We start from the raw sequence: 16,194 nt of genomic DNA on the forward strand, positions 1-16,194 counted from the left end.
AAATAGTTTGTAGCTTTTTGAAGTTTTCATCCCTTTAATAGTTTATTATATTTTTGATAAATAATGAACCCCTAAATAAAATAAAAATGAAGTATTAGATAATATGGAACAAAACAAAAGAAAATGGAAAATTGAAAATGGAAAACTTGAAGAGTTAAGAGTTAAGAGTTAAGAGTTAAGAGTGAAGAGTGAAGAGTTAAGAGTTAAGAATTAAAAAATGAAAATGGAAAATTGTGAATTAGAAATTTTAAAAAATAAGAACGAAGAAGATGATGGGATTTCAACTATGTCTAGACTGTTCAAAATCCTTTATATTAGAGGCGCAATAAAATCCAGCGAACGCAGCGTACAATAAGCACGTAAGGGTGCTGGGTTTTTGAAGCAACGAAGAAGATGAAGGGTTTTCAACAGTCTAACTAAATACAAAAAGAGCCCCATTTATACCATGAGGCCCCCCCTAGTTCAAATTTTACTCAGCCATTATTTCAGCTTCTGCTACTAATTCTACTTCATCACCCATTTTCTCGTACTCACTAAAAATTGCATCTTGAATCTTAGCTCTTGTTTCAGAATTAATCGGATGTGCAATATCTCTGAAATCGCCTTCCCCCATCTTTCGGCTAGGCATTGCAATAAATAGTCCATTCTGCCCTTCTATAATTTTAATATCATGCACAACAAACTGATCATCAAAAGTAACAGAAACTATTGCCTTCATCTTACCTTCTGTAGCTACCTTCCTAATTCGAACATCGGTCACTTGCATTATCCCCTCACCACCTTCCTTATGTCATGCTGCAAAATGCGAAATTGTTTATTCCTCTATTCTCCAAAACTTGTTAATATCCTGCTTAAATTTTACAACTTTTCAGAATTATTTCTTTTTTGTCGCTTTTATTCTAACAAAAATTTTCTTGGAATTCATTAATTTGTTTGGATTTATAGTTGGGTTAATTTCTTTTATTTGCTTATAATGACTGAAAATAAAGGCTTTTTTTAAAAGGCAAACTGAAATTTATATAATTTCTGGGTTAGGATAAATATTTATGATTCCTTCCTCACCTTTTACCTCCTCCAAAATCAATAGAGGAACATATTGTTCTACCAGCTTTTTGTCAGGTGATTTTGTTGAAATTAATACACCAACATCCTCTACTTCAACGTTAAACTCCTTCATCATATCCATCATTCCCTTTGCAGTGCCGCCACCCTTCATAAAATCGTCGATAATTATTACCCTTGAACCTGGTTTTATTGCTCTCTTAGATAATGACATTTTTTGTATGTTTCCTGATGAGCCTGATATATAATTAATACTGATGGTTGATCCCTCTGTTACCTTACTATCTCTTCTTAGAATAACAAGAGGTAGGTTCATAGCTTTAGCCACCATCATAGCCAATGGTATTCCTTTTGTTTCAACGGTTATAATATAATCAACATTTTGATAGTTAAACTGAGAAGCAAATATTTCTCCTAGTTGTGAAGTTGTGCTGGGAGAATAAATAATATCTGTCATGTAAAGAAAGCCTCCAGGTAATATTCTATCTGAATTCTTAAGTTGATCGCATATTTTTGATAATATCTTTTTATTATTTATTTTAGTTGTCTGTGGTATATATTTCACCCCACCGGCAGCCCCTGAAAAGGTCTCAATTCTCCCTAAATTCATTTTTTCCATTGACTGCTTTACAATAACAATATCTTCACTGATTGTTGATTTAGCTGAATTGAACCTTTCTGTAAAGTAATTTAATGTGAATATTCTATTTGGTTGATCCGATAGAATTTTCACCATAGCAGCAATCCTTTCATTTCTTTTAAGTTTGCTCATATTACTCCTCCGAACATGAATTATTTTGTTTCTTATTTATATTTTATTCGTTTTTTATGTTATATACAATGGCAAAAATCAGTTTGGTATTTGAGAATGGAAAATGAGAAATCAAAAAGGAATTTGTTTACCAAATTCCCAATTAAAATCTATAATTCTATAATTTTTGATTATACATTTTTCATTTTACTCTTTTTAGTATATTTTTTCTCCGTTATATTCTGAAGCTAATTTATACATGTCCACATTTTTGTTATTTTGTACATATGCTGCATCATATGTAGTGTCGATGGTTTTCCATTGACCATTAATTAATACTTCGTTCCAAGCGTGGTATTCGTTTGGAATCAAGTCAGAGTATCCTTTAACCATTTTTGTTGGAACTCCAACGCCTCTTAGCATTGCTGCAAGTAATGATGCGTAATCATAGCATATACCTTGTCCACTTTCTAGGGTTTCATCTATATCTGGCAGATAAAAGACCGTTAAATTGCTTACCTTGTCATAGTCGTACTTTATGTTATTAACTACGTATTCATAAATAGCTTCTAGCTTATCTGCATCGTTATTCATTCCTTTTGTTAGTTCATTAGCTTTTAAAATTGCATTATCTGTACTGCTCCAATTTATTTCTTGAATAGAATTTAAGTATGTCACTGTATAATCATCAAGATTCACATTAATTTCTTTGCTTAATAGTGTCTTATACTTGTTTCCCTCTGTGTTTTCCATAACTCTTACAGTATAACTGCCATTACCCATTTGTAATGGAAATATCTGTACATCATCGTTTTCGTATAGATTGTAGCTATATCTTGTCCCATCCTTTTCAACAAGTAATCGAACTCTACTTTCAATGTTGCCGTTAAAGTAAATTCCTACTGTTCCCATATCAACACTGTCTTCTAATATTGATATTTGAGAATCTAATCCATAGGGTAAAACAGTAGCAGAAATAACTAATATAGAAATCAATATTATTGATAATATTTTTCTCATAATAAAACTCTCCCTTCGGTGGCTAGGCTGCCATTCTTTCGATTAGGCCCTTTAGCTTTGCGTCCCAGCCTTTCAACTGGTTTGCCTTTATCGGTGAAAAGTTTATAGATACTTTCACTGATATAATTTAATTTTTCAAAAACAAAAACTCTCCCTTCGGTGGCCAGGCTGCCATTCTTTCGATTAGGCCCTTTAGCTTTGCGTCCCAGCCTTTCAACTGGTTTGCCTTTATCGGTGAAAAGTTTACAGATACTTTCACTGATATACAATTTAATTTTTCAAAAACAAAAACTTTTCCTTCGGTGGCCAGGCTGCCATTCTTTCGATTAGGCCCTTTAGCTTTGCGTCCCACCATTTCCAGTGGTTTGCCTTTATCGTATAAAAAGTTTCATATTTTTCCTGTTATGCGAAATATATGTATATTTATTATATACTACAAGTATTACAAAGTAAATTATTTTTTTACAATTTTCTAATAAATTATTATGTATTTAAAAGAATTTGAAGAGATATAAAAGCTATAAGCAAAAAGGGTGGTTATTTTAAGGTTATTCATTTAATATTGCATGCACAATTAATCTATGGGTTGCCGTATCTATTGGGTGACAGGTTATTAATGTTAATATCTTGTCTTTTTGATTTCTATTTAACACCGAGGTATCCTCCGGCAATACTAAATCGGTTTTATAAACTATATACTTATAGGTTTTATTGTCTTTTTCAACAATTATTTCATCTCCAATTTCAATTTCATCTAGTCGATTGAAAAACCTTCCATAGGTATGACTTCTATGGGCTGCCAACGCTGTATTCCCCACTTCTCCTATTGGAGTTGTTGCCCTAAGCCACCCCGCTCCTATTTTAAGATTCAGCTCCGAAGTTCCTTCCAGTATAGGTAAATTAAGTTTGATTTTATCAATCTTTAATATGCCTATTGGTAATATGGTTTGCTTTGGTTTTTTAACTTCTTCCTCCTCAGTCTCTGGTTGGGTCTCCATAAGCTCTCTCATTTCATTTTCCAGGAGGCCCTGTAGATCTATAAAATCTTGAGTCATGGCTGAAGTTTCTGTTAATTCAGCTTGAAGAAGTATTCTTTCATATTCCTTCATGGCTTTGTTTTGCATATACCTTGTAAATCCCCTATCAATAAAGGGATACAAAAAAATAGCAATTCCTATAATAATAAGTAGTGTCGATATTGCTTTTTTCATAGTAAACAACTCCAAAATCATTGAAATTATGGTTTTAAGGTCAAACTAATCATTTTTTATGGGTTTACCCTTATTGATATATTACTATATGTATTTTCTTTATACCACCATCAATGTAGATTAAGCACATATAAAATTTAACGTTATTAAAAAGGTAACCGAAAAGCTTCCGGTTACCTTTTTAAATTAAGTACTACTCTTTTCTAAACTTAGCTCCGATTGCTACTATAAGGATTCCTAATCCATAGAAGATATATGGGGCTGTTTCACCAGTCTTTGGTAGTGAAGATGTGGCTAATGGAATTTCTTCTTCAAGTATTACTTCTTCTTCCTCTTCTTCTACAACTTCATCTAAATCTACAGTTTCCTCTTCAACCACTTCAACCACTTCAACTACTTCAACTGTACCCAATGGTATATCTTGGTCTTCAATAATTTCCTCTTCTTCCACAACCTCTTCTGTTGTAGCTTGAGTGGTTACAGGTGTTTCAACCACTGTTCTATCTGTTGTATCATCTTCTGATGGTGTAGAAGGTGTTGGTGGTGTTGGTGGACCTACTGGTGGAATTACTGGATCAGCTATTTTTTTATTTTTAACAATAATCTCCACTATTTCTTCAGCTTCAACAGAGAGTAAGTATTTGCTTGGCCCTGAAAATGCCCCCATTTCTGGTAGTAGTTCTACACCCTCTTTGGTAAAGCTAACAAATTTATATCCATTAGCTTCAGCCTCCCAAATCAAATATTCTCCTGGAGATAAAATAGTGGAACCATTAAATTCAAGTGAAGTCGGAGTTCCAGATATTTGAGTGCTGCCCACCTTTTGTACATTAATGGTAAATTGAACTTTAAAATCTTCATCACTGGAGTTTTCAATAACCTTTTTAAAGATAACGACAGCAGGTTCTGGTGTTGGTGGTGTCGGTTCTAATAGTTCGTTTGTTACTATAACCTGTAATGGGTTATCTGAATCAATGGTTATAATATATTCACCAAATGTATTGGATTCTAGTACTTCGCCATTGACTGTAAAGCTTGCAAATTTATACTTTTCTGCATCATATGCTTCCCTTATTACATAGACACCTTCGTCTAACTCAAGAGGCTTTGTAAAGTCGCCTATGATTAATTCAACGGGTGCAATACCACCATTTCTAATCATTGGAACCATTGCAGCTTTTGAAATATTGATGAAAAACTGGTCTCCTTCGTCAAATTCATCATCTACAAATTCCTTTTTAAAGGATATCGTCCCAGTAGCTGGTGGTGGTGGTGGTGATTTTAATAGTTCGTTTGTTACTATAACCTGTAATGGATTATCTGAGTCAATAGTTATAATATATTCTCCAAAAGTATTGGATTCTAGTACTTCACCATTGACTGTAAAGCTTATAAATCTATACTTTTCTGCATCATAAGTTTCCCCTATTACATAGTCACCTTCTTCTAATACAAGAGACTCTGTAAAGTCACCTATGGCTAATTCAACTGGTGAAATGCCACCATATCCAAACATTGCAATGTTTGCAGCATTTAAAATATATACAAAGAATTGATCTCCTTCGTCGAATTCACCATCGACAAATTCCTTTTTAAAGGATATCGTCCCGGTAGTTGGAGTTGGTGGTGTTTCAACTATCTCATAACAGAAGATAACATGACTAATTTTTGCTTGATTACCGGTATTACCCTCTGTTTTAGGTGAATACAAACCACCATCACTGCTGAAATTAGTGTCAGAGTAATCATAAATATAGGCTCCATTACTTGCCTTTACAATTACTTTCGTAACTTTTACACCTTCAACTGCCGCCCAATCAAATTGGAACTGTGAAGATTGAGTAATTGAAATAACCCCGTTTACAGTGACACTTTCAGGTGCTTCATAGATATTTACGTTGGTCTCTCCATCGAATACTTGGTACTCACCGTCAAAAACCTTACCCTCTATTTTATCAATCTTAAATGACTTGCCTACTGTACAGTGGGGATTTCCGTCTACATATTCAGGTATTACTCCCTCATTTGTTCCTCCTTCAACAGTACTACGAATTCCCTTATACCAGAAGGATACACTTGATGATTGAGTTCCTCCAACCCATTTTCTTTTGCCTGTTACTGAATTATTTATTGTAATGTTTGTACCTTCTTCTGCAGTAAAGGTATACTCACCTGTCCTAACAGCTGTAAACCAGCTATGGAGATCCTCTATGCTTTTATTCTTGACAATTGCTCCATCATTTACATTTAGCTTAATGTTTATAATATGTACAAACCAAGATGTTAGGCTAGGATTATGGGTGTTTTCCACCTTATACTTTACAGTATATTGATTGCCGGCAGTTAATTCTAGACCATTATTGACATTTGTCCAACCACCATCATCAGTGGAAATTTGTAATAATTCTAATTTTAGATAACCTTTCGAAATATCAACTACTGTATCCAGCATCATTACTAGCACATCTACAGCTTTTCCATTAACGGTTACTGATCCCTCAGCATTATGGAATCCATTTTTTGTTACAGTATAGTTGTAATCACCATCGATTAGATCAATAGTCGCTATACCATCAGAATTAGTATAGATTACAGTATTATTGATGCTTATTGCTGCATTTCCTAATCGATTTTCTTGGTAGTCTTCAATTATAAAGGTTACTTCATAGATTAATGGATCTATAGTGATTTCCAAACTTCCACTTATTCCAGACCCATCATTTGCTGTTGCAGTTACGATTACAGTTCCCGCACTTACTGCTGTTAATAACCCATCTTCATCAATGGTTGCTGCTCCTGTTCCATTTTGAACAACCCAGGTCACGCTTCTGTCAGCAGCATTAGTTGGTAGTACATCTGCCAACATTTGAAGGGTTTCACCTTCTACTACGCCACCTACTGCTGTAACAGTAATTCCTGTTACCAATATTGGTGTTACTGTTACTGTCACTGTGTCTGAGAAACCTCCATCTACAGTTGTTACCGTTATTTCAGCTTCGCCAACTGCCAACGCTGCAACAAGGCCGTTTGCATCTACTGTAGCTACAGCCGGAGCATCTGACGCCCAATTTACAGCTCTATTTGTTGCATTCTCAGGTGTAACGACGGCTGTAAATTGTAAACTACCACTCTGTACAATTGACTGATTACCTTCAGGAATACTGACTCCTGTAACTGGAACTGTTAGTGATTCTCCGTAGTAGCTAAATGGAACTTCAGATGATTCAGTTTTTGTCCAAAATATAGCAGATGATCTTTCACCAGTAGCAGTATTAACCAATGTATTGTTGCCCTCTAAAGCAGTAAATTGATAAGTACCTGTATAAGACTTATTGTTACTAGTATTTAGGGTTCCAATATCTTGCCAATGTGCACCAGCTGTAAATTCTACATTATAAAGTGTTTTCTTAAACAAACCAGAACTTATATTTTCTACTTTATACTCAACAATGTAGTCTTCTCCAGCATTTAAGGTATTTACGTGTTTTATATTGTTCCAATTACCATCAACCGCCTTGATACGGGTTAAAGTTAGTTCGATATAATTTCCAGCATCGTCATCCACAATTGCCATTGGTGCCATAAAAAATATATCCTCTAACTCTTGGTCTACCTCTTCGTCTACTTCTTCATCTACTTCTTCGTCTACTTCTTCATCTACTTCTTCGTCTACCTCTTCATCCACTTCTTCATCTACTTCTTCATCTACTTCTTCGTCTACTTCTTCATCTGCTTCTTCGTCTACTTCTTCATCTACTTCTTCGTCTACCTCTTCATCCACTTCTTCATCTACTTCTTCATCTACTTCTTCATCTACTTCTTCATCTACCTCTAATTCCTCGATTTTTTCTTCTGCTTCCCTTCCTTCTAACAGACCTTCAGTTGCTACTACTGCTGCAAGGCTGCTTCCAAGTACCAATGTAGTGACTAAAAGAAATACCAGTAGAAATCGACCTGCTTTTGTTACTTTTTTCATTTTTCGTTTTCTCCTTTCTTTAAACATAATTAGTTTAAAGAAAGGTCGGTTGCACTACTTGCTCCATGCATTTAAAGTGCCCAAATGATAAATACACTTCATTGCTCCCTTTCTTTTATTCCCCTGATACCTACTTATATTTATGCTTTTTCCAAAGACCCCCCCTCCACATGTTTGAGGCATCACTAAAAAATCACTATAAGTCAATTTATATGTCTACCTTTAGTGACTGCTTATTTTTTTAATTATGTATCTACTAAAGACTCCAAAGACTAGGAGTCGAAGCTACAGCGAAAAAAAACCTTCCCTTAGTGGCTAGGCTACCATTCTTAAGATTAGGCTCTTAGCTTTGCGTTCTACCGTTTCCAGCAGTTTGCCACTTTCCTGTGAAAAGTTTCTAATTTTCAGAATTTTCTGTTTTGTTCATTAATTATACAACATGAAAATTCATATGTAAACTATATTCTTATATTTTTTTACAGTTAAAAAACAGTTCAATTTACTATTGCAATTAAATAAAATATTATTACATTTATCTGAACCATAAAAATCATGTGGCCAATCTAATTGATGAAAGGAACTTTTCCTAACCTTTCGACTGGTTTGCCTTTTACATCTATATTTTGATTTTATTTTAAGCTTGATGTCATCTAGTTGCATGTAAAAAATATACATCTATAGTGTATTTATTGTTTATTTATGTTATTATACATAATAGAGTTTCATAATATTTATAGATAGTTTATTTGTAATTTATGGATTTTATGAATATTTGAAAATCATACCACTTAATTATGGATTTTTACAAAATATCTCATAAGTAAGTATAATTTCATAATAGTAATATAATACCTATTATTGGCAAAACTAATTAATACATATTTTGTTAGAGGAGTGAATAATGTGTTTTCCTTCGATTTATCGTTGCATGAAATTTATCATATACACCTTGTTGGTATCGGTGGGATTAGTATGAGTGCCATTGCAGAAATTCTTCTTAAGCATGGCTATCGTGTTAGTGGGTCTGACATCAAGGATTCTAATCTATTGGAAAAGCTAAGGAACCATGGGGCAGAAATATTTATTGGCCATAGCGCCGAGAATATTCATAATCCTGACCTTATAGTCTACACCGCTGCTATCAAAGATAATAATCCTGAGCGAGTTAGGGCTAAGGAGCTTAATATACCCGAAATTGATAGAGCTGAAATGTTAGGTAGTATTATGAAGAAGTACAAGAAGGCCATAGCTGTTTCAGGTAGTCACGGCAAAACAACTACAACATCTTTAATATCTTTAATATTAGAATATTCAGGCTTAGACCCAACTATTCTAGTAGGAGGTGAGCTAGATGAGATTGGAGGCAATATAAAAATTGGCGCAAGTCCTCATTTTATTACTGAAGCCTGTGAGTATGTAGAGAGCTTTCTTAAGTTTCATCCATTTATTGGGGTAATATTAAATATTGATGAAGACCACTTGGACTATTTTAAGAATATAGATCATATTAAAGAAGCCTTTAAAAAATTTGCCCTAAAGATTCCAAACGAAGGCTTTTTAATTGCTAATAATGATGATGCAAATGTTAAAGAGCTTTTTCCACATATTAAGTGTAATATTATAACTTATGGTTTATGGGAAAAAAGTCATTTTACGGCAACTGATATTAAATTCAATACTGATGGATTTCCAAGCTTTAGAGTGATATTTGAGGGTGAAACCTATGGTTATTTCCAATTAAGTGTTCCGGGATACCATAATATATATAATTCTCTGGCTTCAATAGCTACTGCCCATGTTTTAGGTGTTTCCCCGGAGGATATATGTAAGCATATATCTATATATAAGGGTATTCATCGACGTTTTGATCTGCTAGGGGAGGTTAATGGCGCTAAAATAATAGACGATTATGCCCATCATCCTGCAGAAATTAGAGCCACATTGGAAGCCGCTAAGAATTATCCCCATAGAAACATCTGGTGTATATTCCAACCCCATACCTATACGAGAACTCAGGCTCTATTAACAGAGTTTGCTAAATCCTTCGATGATGCTGATCATGTTATTATAACTGATATTTATGCTGCCCGGGAGCTTGATGAAGGGAAAATACATAGTAGTAAAATGGTAGAGCTTATGAGTCACCCTGATGCTAAGTACATGAAGAATTTTCACGATATAGTTAATCATCTTTATGATAACCTTCAACCACAGGACTTGGTTTTAACAATGGGAGCAGGGGATGTATATAAGATTGGTGAGGGTTTGTTGGAAAAGGAGAATGGTAATGGAATAAAATAAAATTATAATAATTTCTGTTTAATTAAAGGGGCGAAGGGTAAACTATTAATAAACATAACCCCCAACTCCCCTATCCATTTTCACAAACAGAAAAGGGCTGAACTCCCCCAGTTCAGCCCTTTTCTTTGATTGTTAATATCCAGACATATATATATAACTAAACCCTTTTTTATCTTTTTGTTAATCTGCTAGTCTTCTATACTTATAATTTCTTCCTCTACATCTTCTTCAGTTTCTTCCTCTTCATAGCCATAGATCTGAAGGAGCAAATCCCTTGTCTCTTGCAAATCATGGAAAAAATATGATGTGCCGCCTTGATACCTAGCTACTCCTGGCAGCATAACCATATTAACATTTTCCAATTCCATACCCACTGCCATTGTTGCATAAATAATTGCATCCTGTAGATCTATGTCGGTTCTGACGAATCTGAAGGTGGTTGTAACAACTGAAGGCAATCGCAAGCTCATGGTTTTTTTTATAGCATTTTTCATGAACTCCTGTTGTGCTCTAATTCTACCAAGATCCCCATCGGCATAGGATAACCCACCACTCCCTGGAGTAGCTTTACGGTATCTGAGGAATTTGACTCCATCTTTACCATTTAAAAGGTGATTTCCTGGTTCAAAATAGATTTTTAAAGGTGGATCATCGTAGGGGTCCTCGTAATCCATTAAATGAGATATGTAAACAGGTACTCCGCCAATTGAATTTATAATTGCTTCGGCACCACTATATGTCACTGTAACATAATGATCTACTGGAACATTCAACAGCAAATCACTTACAGCTGTTTTTACTCCAGCCGCTCCATGGTCTCCATAAACAGCGTTGAACTTCTTCTTTCCAGGTCCATCATATCCAACTCTAGGGTAGTATGTATCTCTTGGAATGGATACTATGTCCATTTGCTTATCATCTGGATCGAAGGAAATGAACATCATTGTGTCACTCCTAAATCCTTCTAAGCCAAGCAAAATAAAGTTTATTCTAGAGCTTTCATCTACCAATTGCATCAAAATGTCTATGTCTTCAGGCTCTAGATTATCCATATCTTCCTCTTCTGCCCGCACCACAATTCCACTTCCATCATGGTTATCCTTCATGTAATAATTGAAGCTCCATACTAATCCACTAAAAAGGATAAAAAAGCATAGAAAAGCAATGGTAAAAATCTTTATAAAAATTTTCATTATGTCACTTCCTGTCTATATCTTTAACATCAAAAGAACTGTTTATATATAAGCTAAATATCAAATGAATAAATATAGCATTATTCTACACTACTTTATATTTTAACAAATTCTTTTTATTAAATCTATAGAAGGATAGAAAATGTTACTAGTTTGAAACAATTAATAATATATAGTAAATAATGAACCCTTTACATATTTTATATATAAGTATCTCCAATATCCTAGTTGGTAACGGGTTTTTTTATCAATATATATAAAATATTCCATTATTTTTTGTTTGTCTATTTCATCGAGGTCAGTATTACTATATTTTGCAGATAAATAAAGATTTGATATTTCCCTTAAATCTTGTTTAGGTACATACACATTCACATTTACCCTTCTGGCATACTCGCTGGGGGTCTCACCAGTACCTATCGGATAACCTAAAACCTTTATTAATTCTAATATATTTTTATATAAGTATATTCCTTTAGTATCTTTGTTCTTTAATTTTTCAATATATTTGTTTATACTAAAATACATATAGGCCGCTCTAATGGGTAATATACCAAATAGCAAAATAATTATTATAATGGGTAACAGATGTTTAAGCTTATTCCATATTCCTATATCTGGGTCTTCTGAGGTTACAGCATTGCCCTCCCACGAGGCTTCTGGGTTATAGTATGCTGCTTCCCCCCTTGAGTTTTCCATCTGTTGTAATAGTTGATCCATTTCATCTACATAAACACTGTTATTTCCTGAGGCGGCTAAAGCTGTCAAGTCTGCCTGTGGCTGTTGTGGTGGGGTAAATGCTGGGGTTGGCTCAAATGTAACCCAGCCAACAGAATCAAAATAGGCTTCTACCCAGGCATGGGCATTTCTCTGCCTAACCTCATAATATCCATCTTCTGTGGTTTCAAACATTCTAAACCCCTCTATATATCTTGATGGTATTTCCAATGTTCTAAGCATCATTGCCATCGATGAGGCAAAGTAGGTACAATACCCTTCCTTCGACTGGAAGAGGAAGTATTCTATAAAGTCTTTATTTAAAGGAGTATGGGGTACTTCAAGGCTATATGTAAAATTATTTCTTAGAAAGTCTTCAAGTAATAGCGCCTTCTGGTGGGGTGTTTGTCCCGATCTAGTTATTCTTTGTGCTAAGTCTGATATGCTGGTGGGGAAATCCTCCGGAATCTGCAAAAACTGACTATGAATATTTGATGCACGTATATTCTCATGTCCTATTTCTATGTCTGTTGTAGGGATAATTGCTTTGACTTTATAGCTTTCATTCTTATATCTGGCACCCTGTAGAGTTATTTGATAATTTCTATCAATCCACATTTTACTTCTATTATCTATACTAACTTCTATTGGCTGATAGGGACTAAACAAGGTATAGGAGGCAAAGTTTAAGTTTGTTATTTCTATACTCACTTCTTTTCCTAGGAAGACCTCTCTTGGCAGGATATTACTAAATAGCAGTTCTTCTCTTTCACCAAACCACCAATTATTATCCTGATATAGGGTTTTTACATTTCCTCTTAGATACATTGGCTGAGGTGCCTTTACCTTCATAACTAACTGATCCTTTAATTCTACTGGCCCTCCCAGCTGACCTGGCTGATCCTGAAATCCAGTTTGAGAAAAATCAAATAGCTGTCCCTGTGCCATTCCTCTACTATACATAATATCATTTCTTAAGTCTGATATTGCCGGAAAATGCTGTGCTACTTTATCTTCTAGCCAATACCACTGTATTAGACTATCTCCCTTTGGTAAAAAAGAAGCTATCATAATTATTAAAAGTCCATAGCTCATACTAATCTTTATCCACGGTTGAAATATTTCATCTATTACAGTAGCATTTTCTTCCCTCCAGCTTTGACTGGCGAAAAGATATTTTTCCATACCGTATAAAAGAATATACAGGAAAAAGAAAACTATCATCATTATGTATGCTGCATCTACATAGTTATACCAATAATAGATGAATACCCCTATATATACTGGTAGAAGCATTGCTATTTTCTTAGCCTTAAAAACTATAATAAGTGTATATATACTAATTAACCCGATAAGAATTATCCATAATGGAGTAGTATGTTGAGGTAGTATAGTTTCGTAGCCCCTCATATAGCTCCAAACGTTGTCTACAAAGTTAAATAACCAATCGACTACTCCAAATACAACATCTGGTCTATAATAATTGAGAGCTAAAAAGGTTAAAAAGCCTACAAAAAGAAGTACATAAAACGCAAATGGGAAAAAAAACAAAAGCTGAACAGCAGTACCAACCATCACTGAAATAATAAGCTTGCCTATTCCAACTGTGGCTATACCTAAGACATTGCTTATAGTATAAGCAAGTGTAAAAACCATTAGTAAATATACTAAAGTATAATTGAATTTTTGGTTAACATTAAGCTCCTTTTTCATATTTTCCTCCCAGTACATCCCGAATATCCTGTTTGCCGTTTATTATATACAATGGGATTCCTTCCGACTCTAACTTTTTACTAATATTTTTATTTTCATTCCATATTCTTGGGCTATTAATTTCATCTCCAATAACGATGTAGCTAGGATTGTAGTTTTTCATCTTTAATTGTATACCTTGCGCTCCTGTGTTTTTAGTTAACACAGGGGTTATAATTAGTAGGGATGAGCCCTGTCTAACACCTGAAGCTAGTTTCTCAATTTGATTGGAAAAGGGTTGATTCCCCATGGGAGAAAACTCGACTAACGCTTCCATGAAATTCTTTAAGTAAACTGAACTATCTCCTTTAACATGTGTTCTTTCTGAATCACTGCCGAAAAATAGAGAAACCTGCATGTTACGTTTAAGGCAATAGTCGATTATAGAAAGTGCAACTTCAACTCCTGTATCCTCAATCCAATTATCTGTATCCTCTAAATAATCATGAGAATGATTATTTAAAATAATAACAACTTCTGTATCGCCTCGGAGTTCAAAGTTTTTAACCATTAGTTCTTCTTGCTTTGAGGAAGCCTTCCAGTGTATTCTTTTGACAGAATCACCCTCTTGATAGGTTCGCAAATCTGAAACGGCTGAGTAATCTTGAAAGGTTGGCTCTTTTACTATTAGCTCCCCCATCTGCTGACTAGCTAATATTTTAAAATAATTCAAAGGCACAATTTTGGGATATACCTTTAGGGAGATTGGTGCTAATATTTTTTTATTGAATTCAAATAGATTAAAAATATCTTTGATAATAAGGTTCATTTCACCAACCCTATAATGTCCTCTACGTCTACAGACCACTGCTGTTTCATCTCTATATTCTTCCTTGGTCATTAAGTAAAAAACCTTCTTCTTTGCCTTAACTCCCGTTAATCTAAATGCTATATTGTTCTCAAACTCTAGCCTAGGATAAGAAAATGGTAAATTGTTTTCAAAGTTATATTTTATCTTGATTTCTTCACCAGTCATTAGCTCTTTCTCTGGAAGATATACTGTTCCCCTTAGGAATAGCTTACCAATATACCCATGAATAGCAGGTATAGCTATTGTAGCTAAATATAAATAAAAAAGAAAATATGGTACTCGCCCGCCTATTAATAAAACTGATAGGAGTATAGGGCATCCAACTAATATTATAAGGGCTTTAGCCTTCAATAGCACTCACCACCGGTACATGAACTCGCTTCAATACATCCTTAATGATATCTTCTACCCTTCTTCCTTCTATTCGAGCCTCAGCAGATAGAATTAGTCTGTGGCCCAAAACATATGGTACTATCTCTTTAACATCATCAGGAATTACATAGTCTCTTCCTCTGACAAAAGCCAATGCCCTAGCTCCTCTATACAAGTCGATTGATACCCTTGGACTTGCTCCTAGATGAATGTCACTATGGCTGCGGCTGGCATTGGAAATTCCAACAATATAGTGTAGGATATCTTCATGAACATGTACTTCATCAACCTCATCCTGCATTCTAACAATGTCTTCCTCTGAAGCTACAGCTGATATCTTATTTAAGGACTTGCTCTCTTTATAATTTACAATTATTTCTTTTTCTTCTATAACTCCAGGATAACCTAGAGATACCCTCATTAAGAATCGGTCCAATTGTGCCTCTGGCAATGGAAATGTTCCTTGATATTCAATTGGATTTTGTGTGGCTAATACCATAAAGGGCTTTTTAAGCTGATAGGTTTCTTCATCTATGGATACCTCGCCTTCTTCCATAGCTTGTAATAAACTTGCTTGAGTCTTTGGAGAAGTTCTGTTGATTTCGTCGGCAAGGATTATCTGATTAAAGATAGGGCCTTTCTTAAACATAAATCTTTCTTCTGTCTTGTTATAAAGTGTTATACCAGTAATATCTGAAGGCATCATATCTGGAGTGAACTGCATTCGACTATATGATAGGTTAACGCTCTTGGCTAAGGTTTTAACCATAGTGGTCTTTCCAACCCCAGGTACATCTTCAATCAATAAGTGCCCCCTTGCTAAAAGACAAATTAATACCTTTTCAAGAACATCGTCCTTTCCTATTATTACCCTCTTCATATTTTCTAATATTTTTACAGCCTGTTCTCTTGTACTCATATTTTTCATCTCTCCTCTTTATGGACTTGGAGCTACTTTTTAATGTGTTAATAATTAAATCTGCTGATAGTAGTCTGCTCTTATATTACAAAATTCTTATTATATATAT

The 16,194-nt window shown here is 34.4% G+C and carries 10 protein-coding genes and 5 riboswitches; of the genes, 1 reads left to right on the plus strand and 9 read right to left on the minus strand.

The window, feature by feature from the left end; translation table 11 throughout:
* Nucleotides 1-469 precede the first annotated feature (469 nt).
* The 5 genes from spoVG to BLP68_RS00960 form a co-directional block, all read right to left on the minus strand.
* Entirely contained in the window at nucleotides 470-766 is a 297-nt protein-coding gene (gene spoVG / locus BLP68_RS00940) for a septation regulator SpoVG (RefSeq protein WP_091538909.1), read from the minus strand.
* 249 nt (nucleotides 767-1,015) lie between these two features.
* On the minus strand, nucleotides 1,016-1,834 hold the full coding sequence (purR, locus tag BLP68_RS00945; protein WP_091538911.1) for a pur operon repressor: 819 nt from the start codon (nucleotides 1,832-1,834) through the stop codon (nucleotides 1,016-1,018).
* 195 nt (nucleotides 1,835-2,029) lie between these two features.
* On the minus strand, nucleotides 2,030-2,833 hold the full coding sequence (locus BLP68_RS00950; RefSeq protein ID WP_091538913.1) for a transglutaminase-like domain-containing protein: 804 nt from the start codon (nucleotides 2,831-2,833) through the stop codon (nucleotides 2,030-2,032).
* A 14-nt stretch (nucleotides 2,834-2,847) separates the two neighbouring features.
* A riboswitch (cyclic di-GMP riboswitch) is annotated at nucleotides 2,848-2,929 on the minus strand.
* A 59-nt stretch (nucleotides 2,930-2,988) separates the two neighbouring features.
* A riboswitch (cyclic di-GMP riboswitch) is annotated at nucleotides 2,989-3,070 on the minus strand.
* A gap of 61 nt (nucleotides 3,071-3,131) precedes the next feature.
* A riboswitch (cyclic di-GMP riboswitch) is annotated at nucleotides 3,132-3,213 on the minus strand.
* Between the two features lie 168 nt (nucleotides 3,214-3,381).
* The gene (locus tag BLP68_RS00955; RefSeq protein ID WP_176758805.1) at nucleotides 3,382-4,044 is read right to left on the minus strand and encodes a class D sortase; all 663 of its coding nucleotides are present in this window, start codon (nucleotides 4,042-4,044) and stop codon (nucleotides 3,382-3,384) included.
* 193 nt (nucleotides 4,045-4,237) lie between these two features.
* The gene (locus tag BLP68_RS00960; RefSeq protein ID WP_091538917.1) at nucleotides 4,238-8,020 is read right to left on the minus strand and encodes an Ig-like domain-containing protein; all 3,783 of its coding nucleotides are present in this window, start codon (nucleotides 8,018-8,020) and stop codon (nucleotides 4,238-4,240) included.
* Between the two features lie 34 nt (nucleotides 8,021-8,054).
* A riboswitch (cyclic di-GMP riboswitch) is annotated at nucleotides 8,055-8,138 on the minus strand.
* 189 nt (nucleotides 8,139-8,327) lie between these two features.
* Nucleotides 8,328-8,408: riboswitch (cyclic di-GMP riboswitch) on the minus strand.
* A 515-nt stretch (nucleotides 8,409-8,923) separates the two neighbouring features.
* Between BLP68_RS00960 and murC the strand changes: the two genes are divergently transcribed.
* Nucleotides 8,924-10,321, plus strand: a complete 1,398-nt coding sequence (murC, locus tag BLP68_RS00965; RefSeq protein ID WP_091538920.1) for a UDP-N-acetylmuramate--L-alanine ligase — start codon at nucleotides 8,924-8,926, stop codon at nucleotides 10,319-10,321.
* A gap of 188 nt (nucleotides 10,322-10,509) precedes the next feature.
* Here murC and BLP68_RS00970 read toward each other — a convergent pair whose 3' ends face one another.
* The 4 genes from BLP68_RS00970 to BLP68_RS00985 all read right to left on the minus strand — a co-directional run bounded on the left by BLP68_RS00970 (nucleotide 10,510) and on the right by BLP68_RS00985 (nucleotide 16,085).
* Entirely contained in the window at nucleotides 10,510-11,514 is a 1,005-nt protein-coding gene (locus tag BLP68_RS00970) for an LCP family protein (protein WP_091538922.1), read from the minus strand.
* A 162-nt stretch (nucleotides 11,515-11,676) separates the two neighbouring features.
* Nucleotides 11,677-13,944 (minus strand): DUF4129 domain-containing transglutaminase family protein, encoded by a 2,268-nt coding sequence (locus tag BLP68_RS00975; RefSeq protein WP_176758806.1) that lies wholly within the window; start codon nucleotides 13,942-13,944, stop codon nucleotides 11,677-11,679.
* Nucleotides 13,928-15,145 (minus strand): DUF58 domain-containing protein, encoded by a 1,218-nt coding sequence (locus tag BLP68_RS00980; RefSeq protein ID WP_091538927.1) that lies wholly within the window; start codon nucleotides 15,143-15,145, stop codon nucleotides 13,928-13,930. Before BLP68_RS00980 ends, BLP68_RS00975 begins: the two co-directional genes overlap by 17 nt.
* Nucleotides 15,135-16,085 carry an AAA family ATPase gene (locus BLP68_RS00985; RefSeq protein WP_091538929.1) on the minus strand — a complete coding sequence of 317 codons (951 nt, stop codon included), beginning with the start codon at nucleotides 16,083-16,085 and terminating at the stop codon, nucleotides 15,135-15,137. The genes BLP68_RS00980 and BLP68_RS00985 overlap by 11 nt, the downstream gene beginning before the upstream one ends.
* Between the last annotated feature and the right edge of the window lie 109 nt (nucleotides 16,086-16,194).

The sequence above is a fragment of the Alkaliphilus peptidifermentans DSM 18978 genome, from assembly GCF_900101495.1.
Classification (GTDB): domain Bacteria; phylum Bacillota; class Clostridia; order Peptostreptococcales; family Natronincolaceae; genus Alkaliphilus_C; species Alkaliphilus_C peptidifermentans.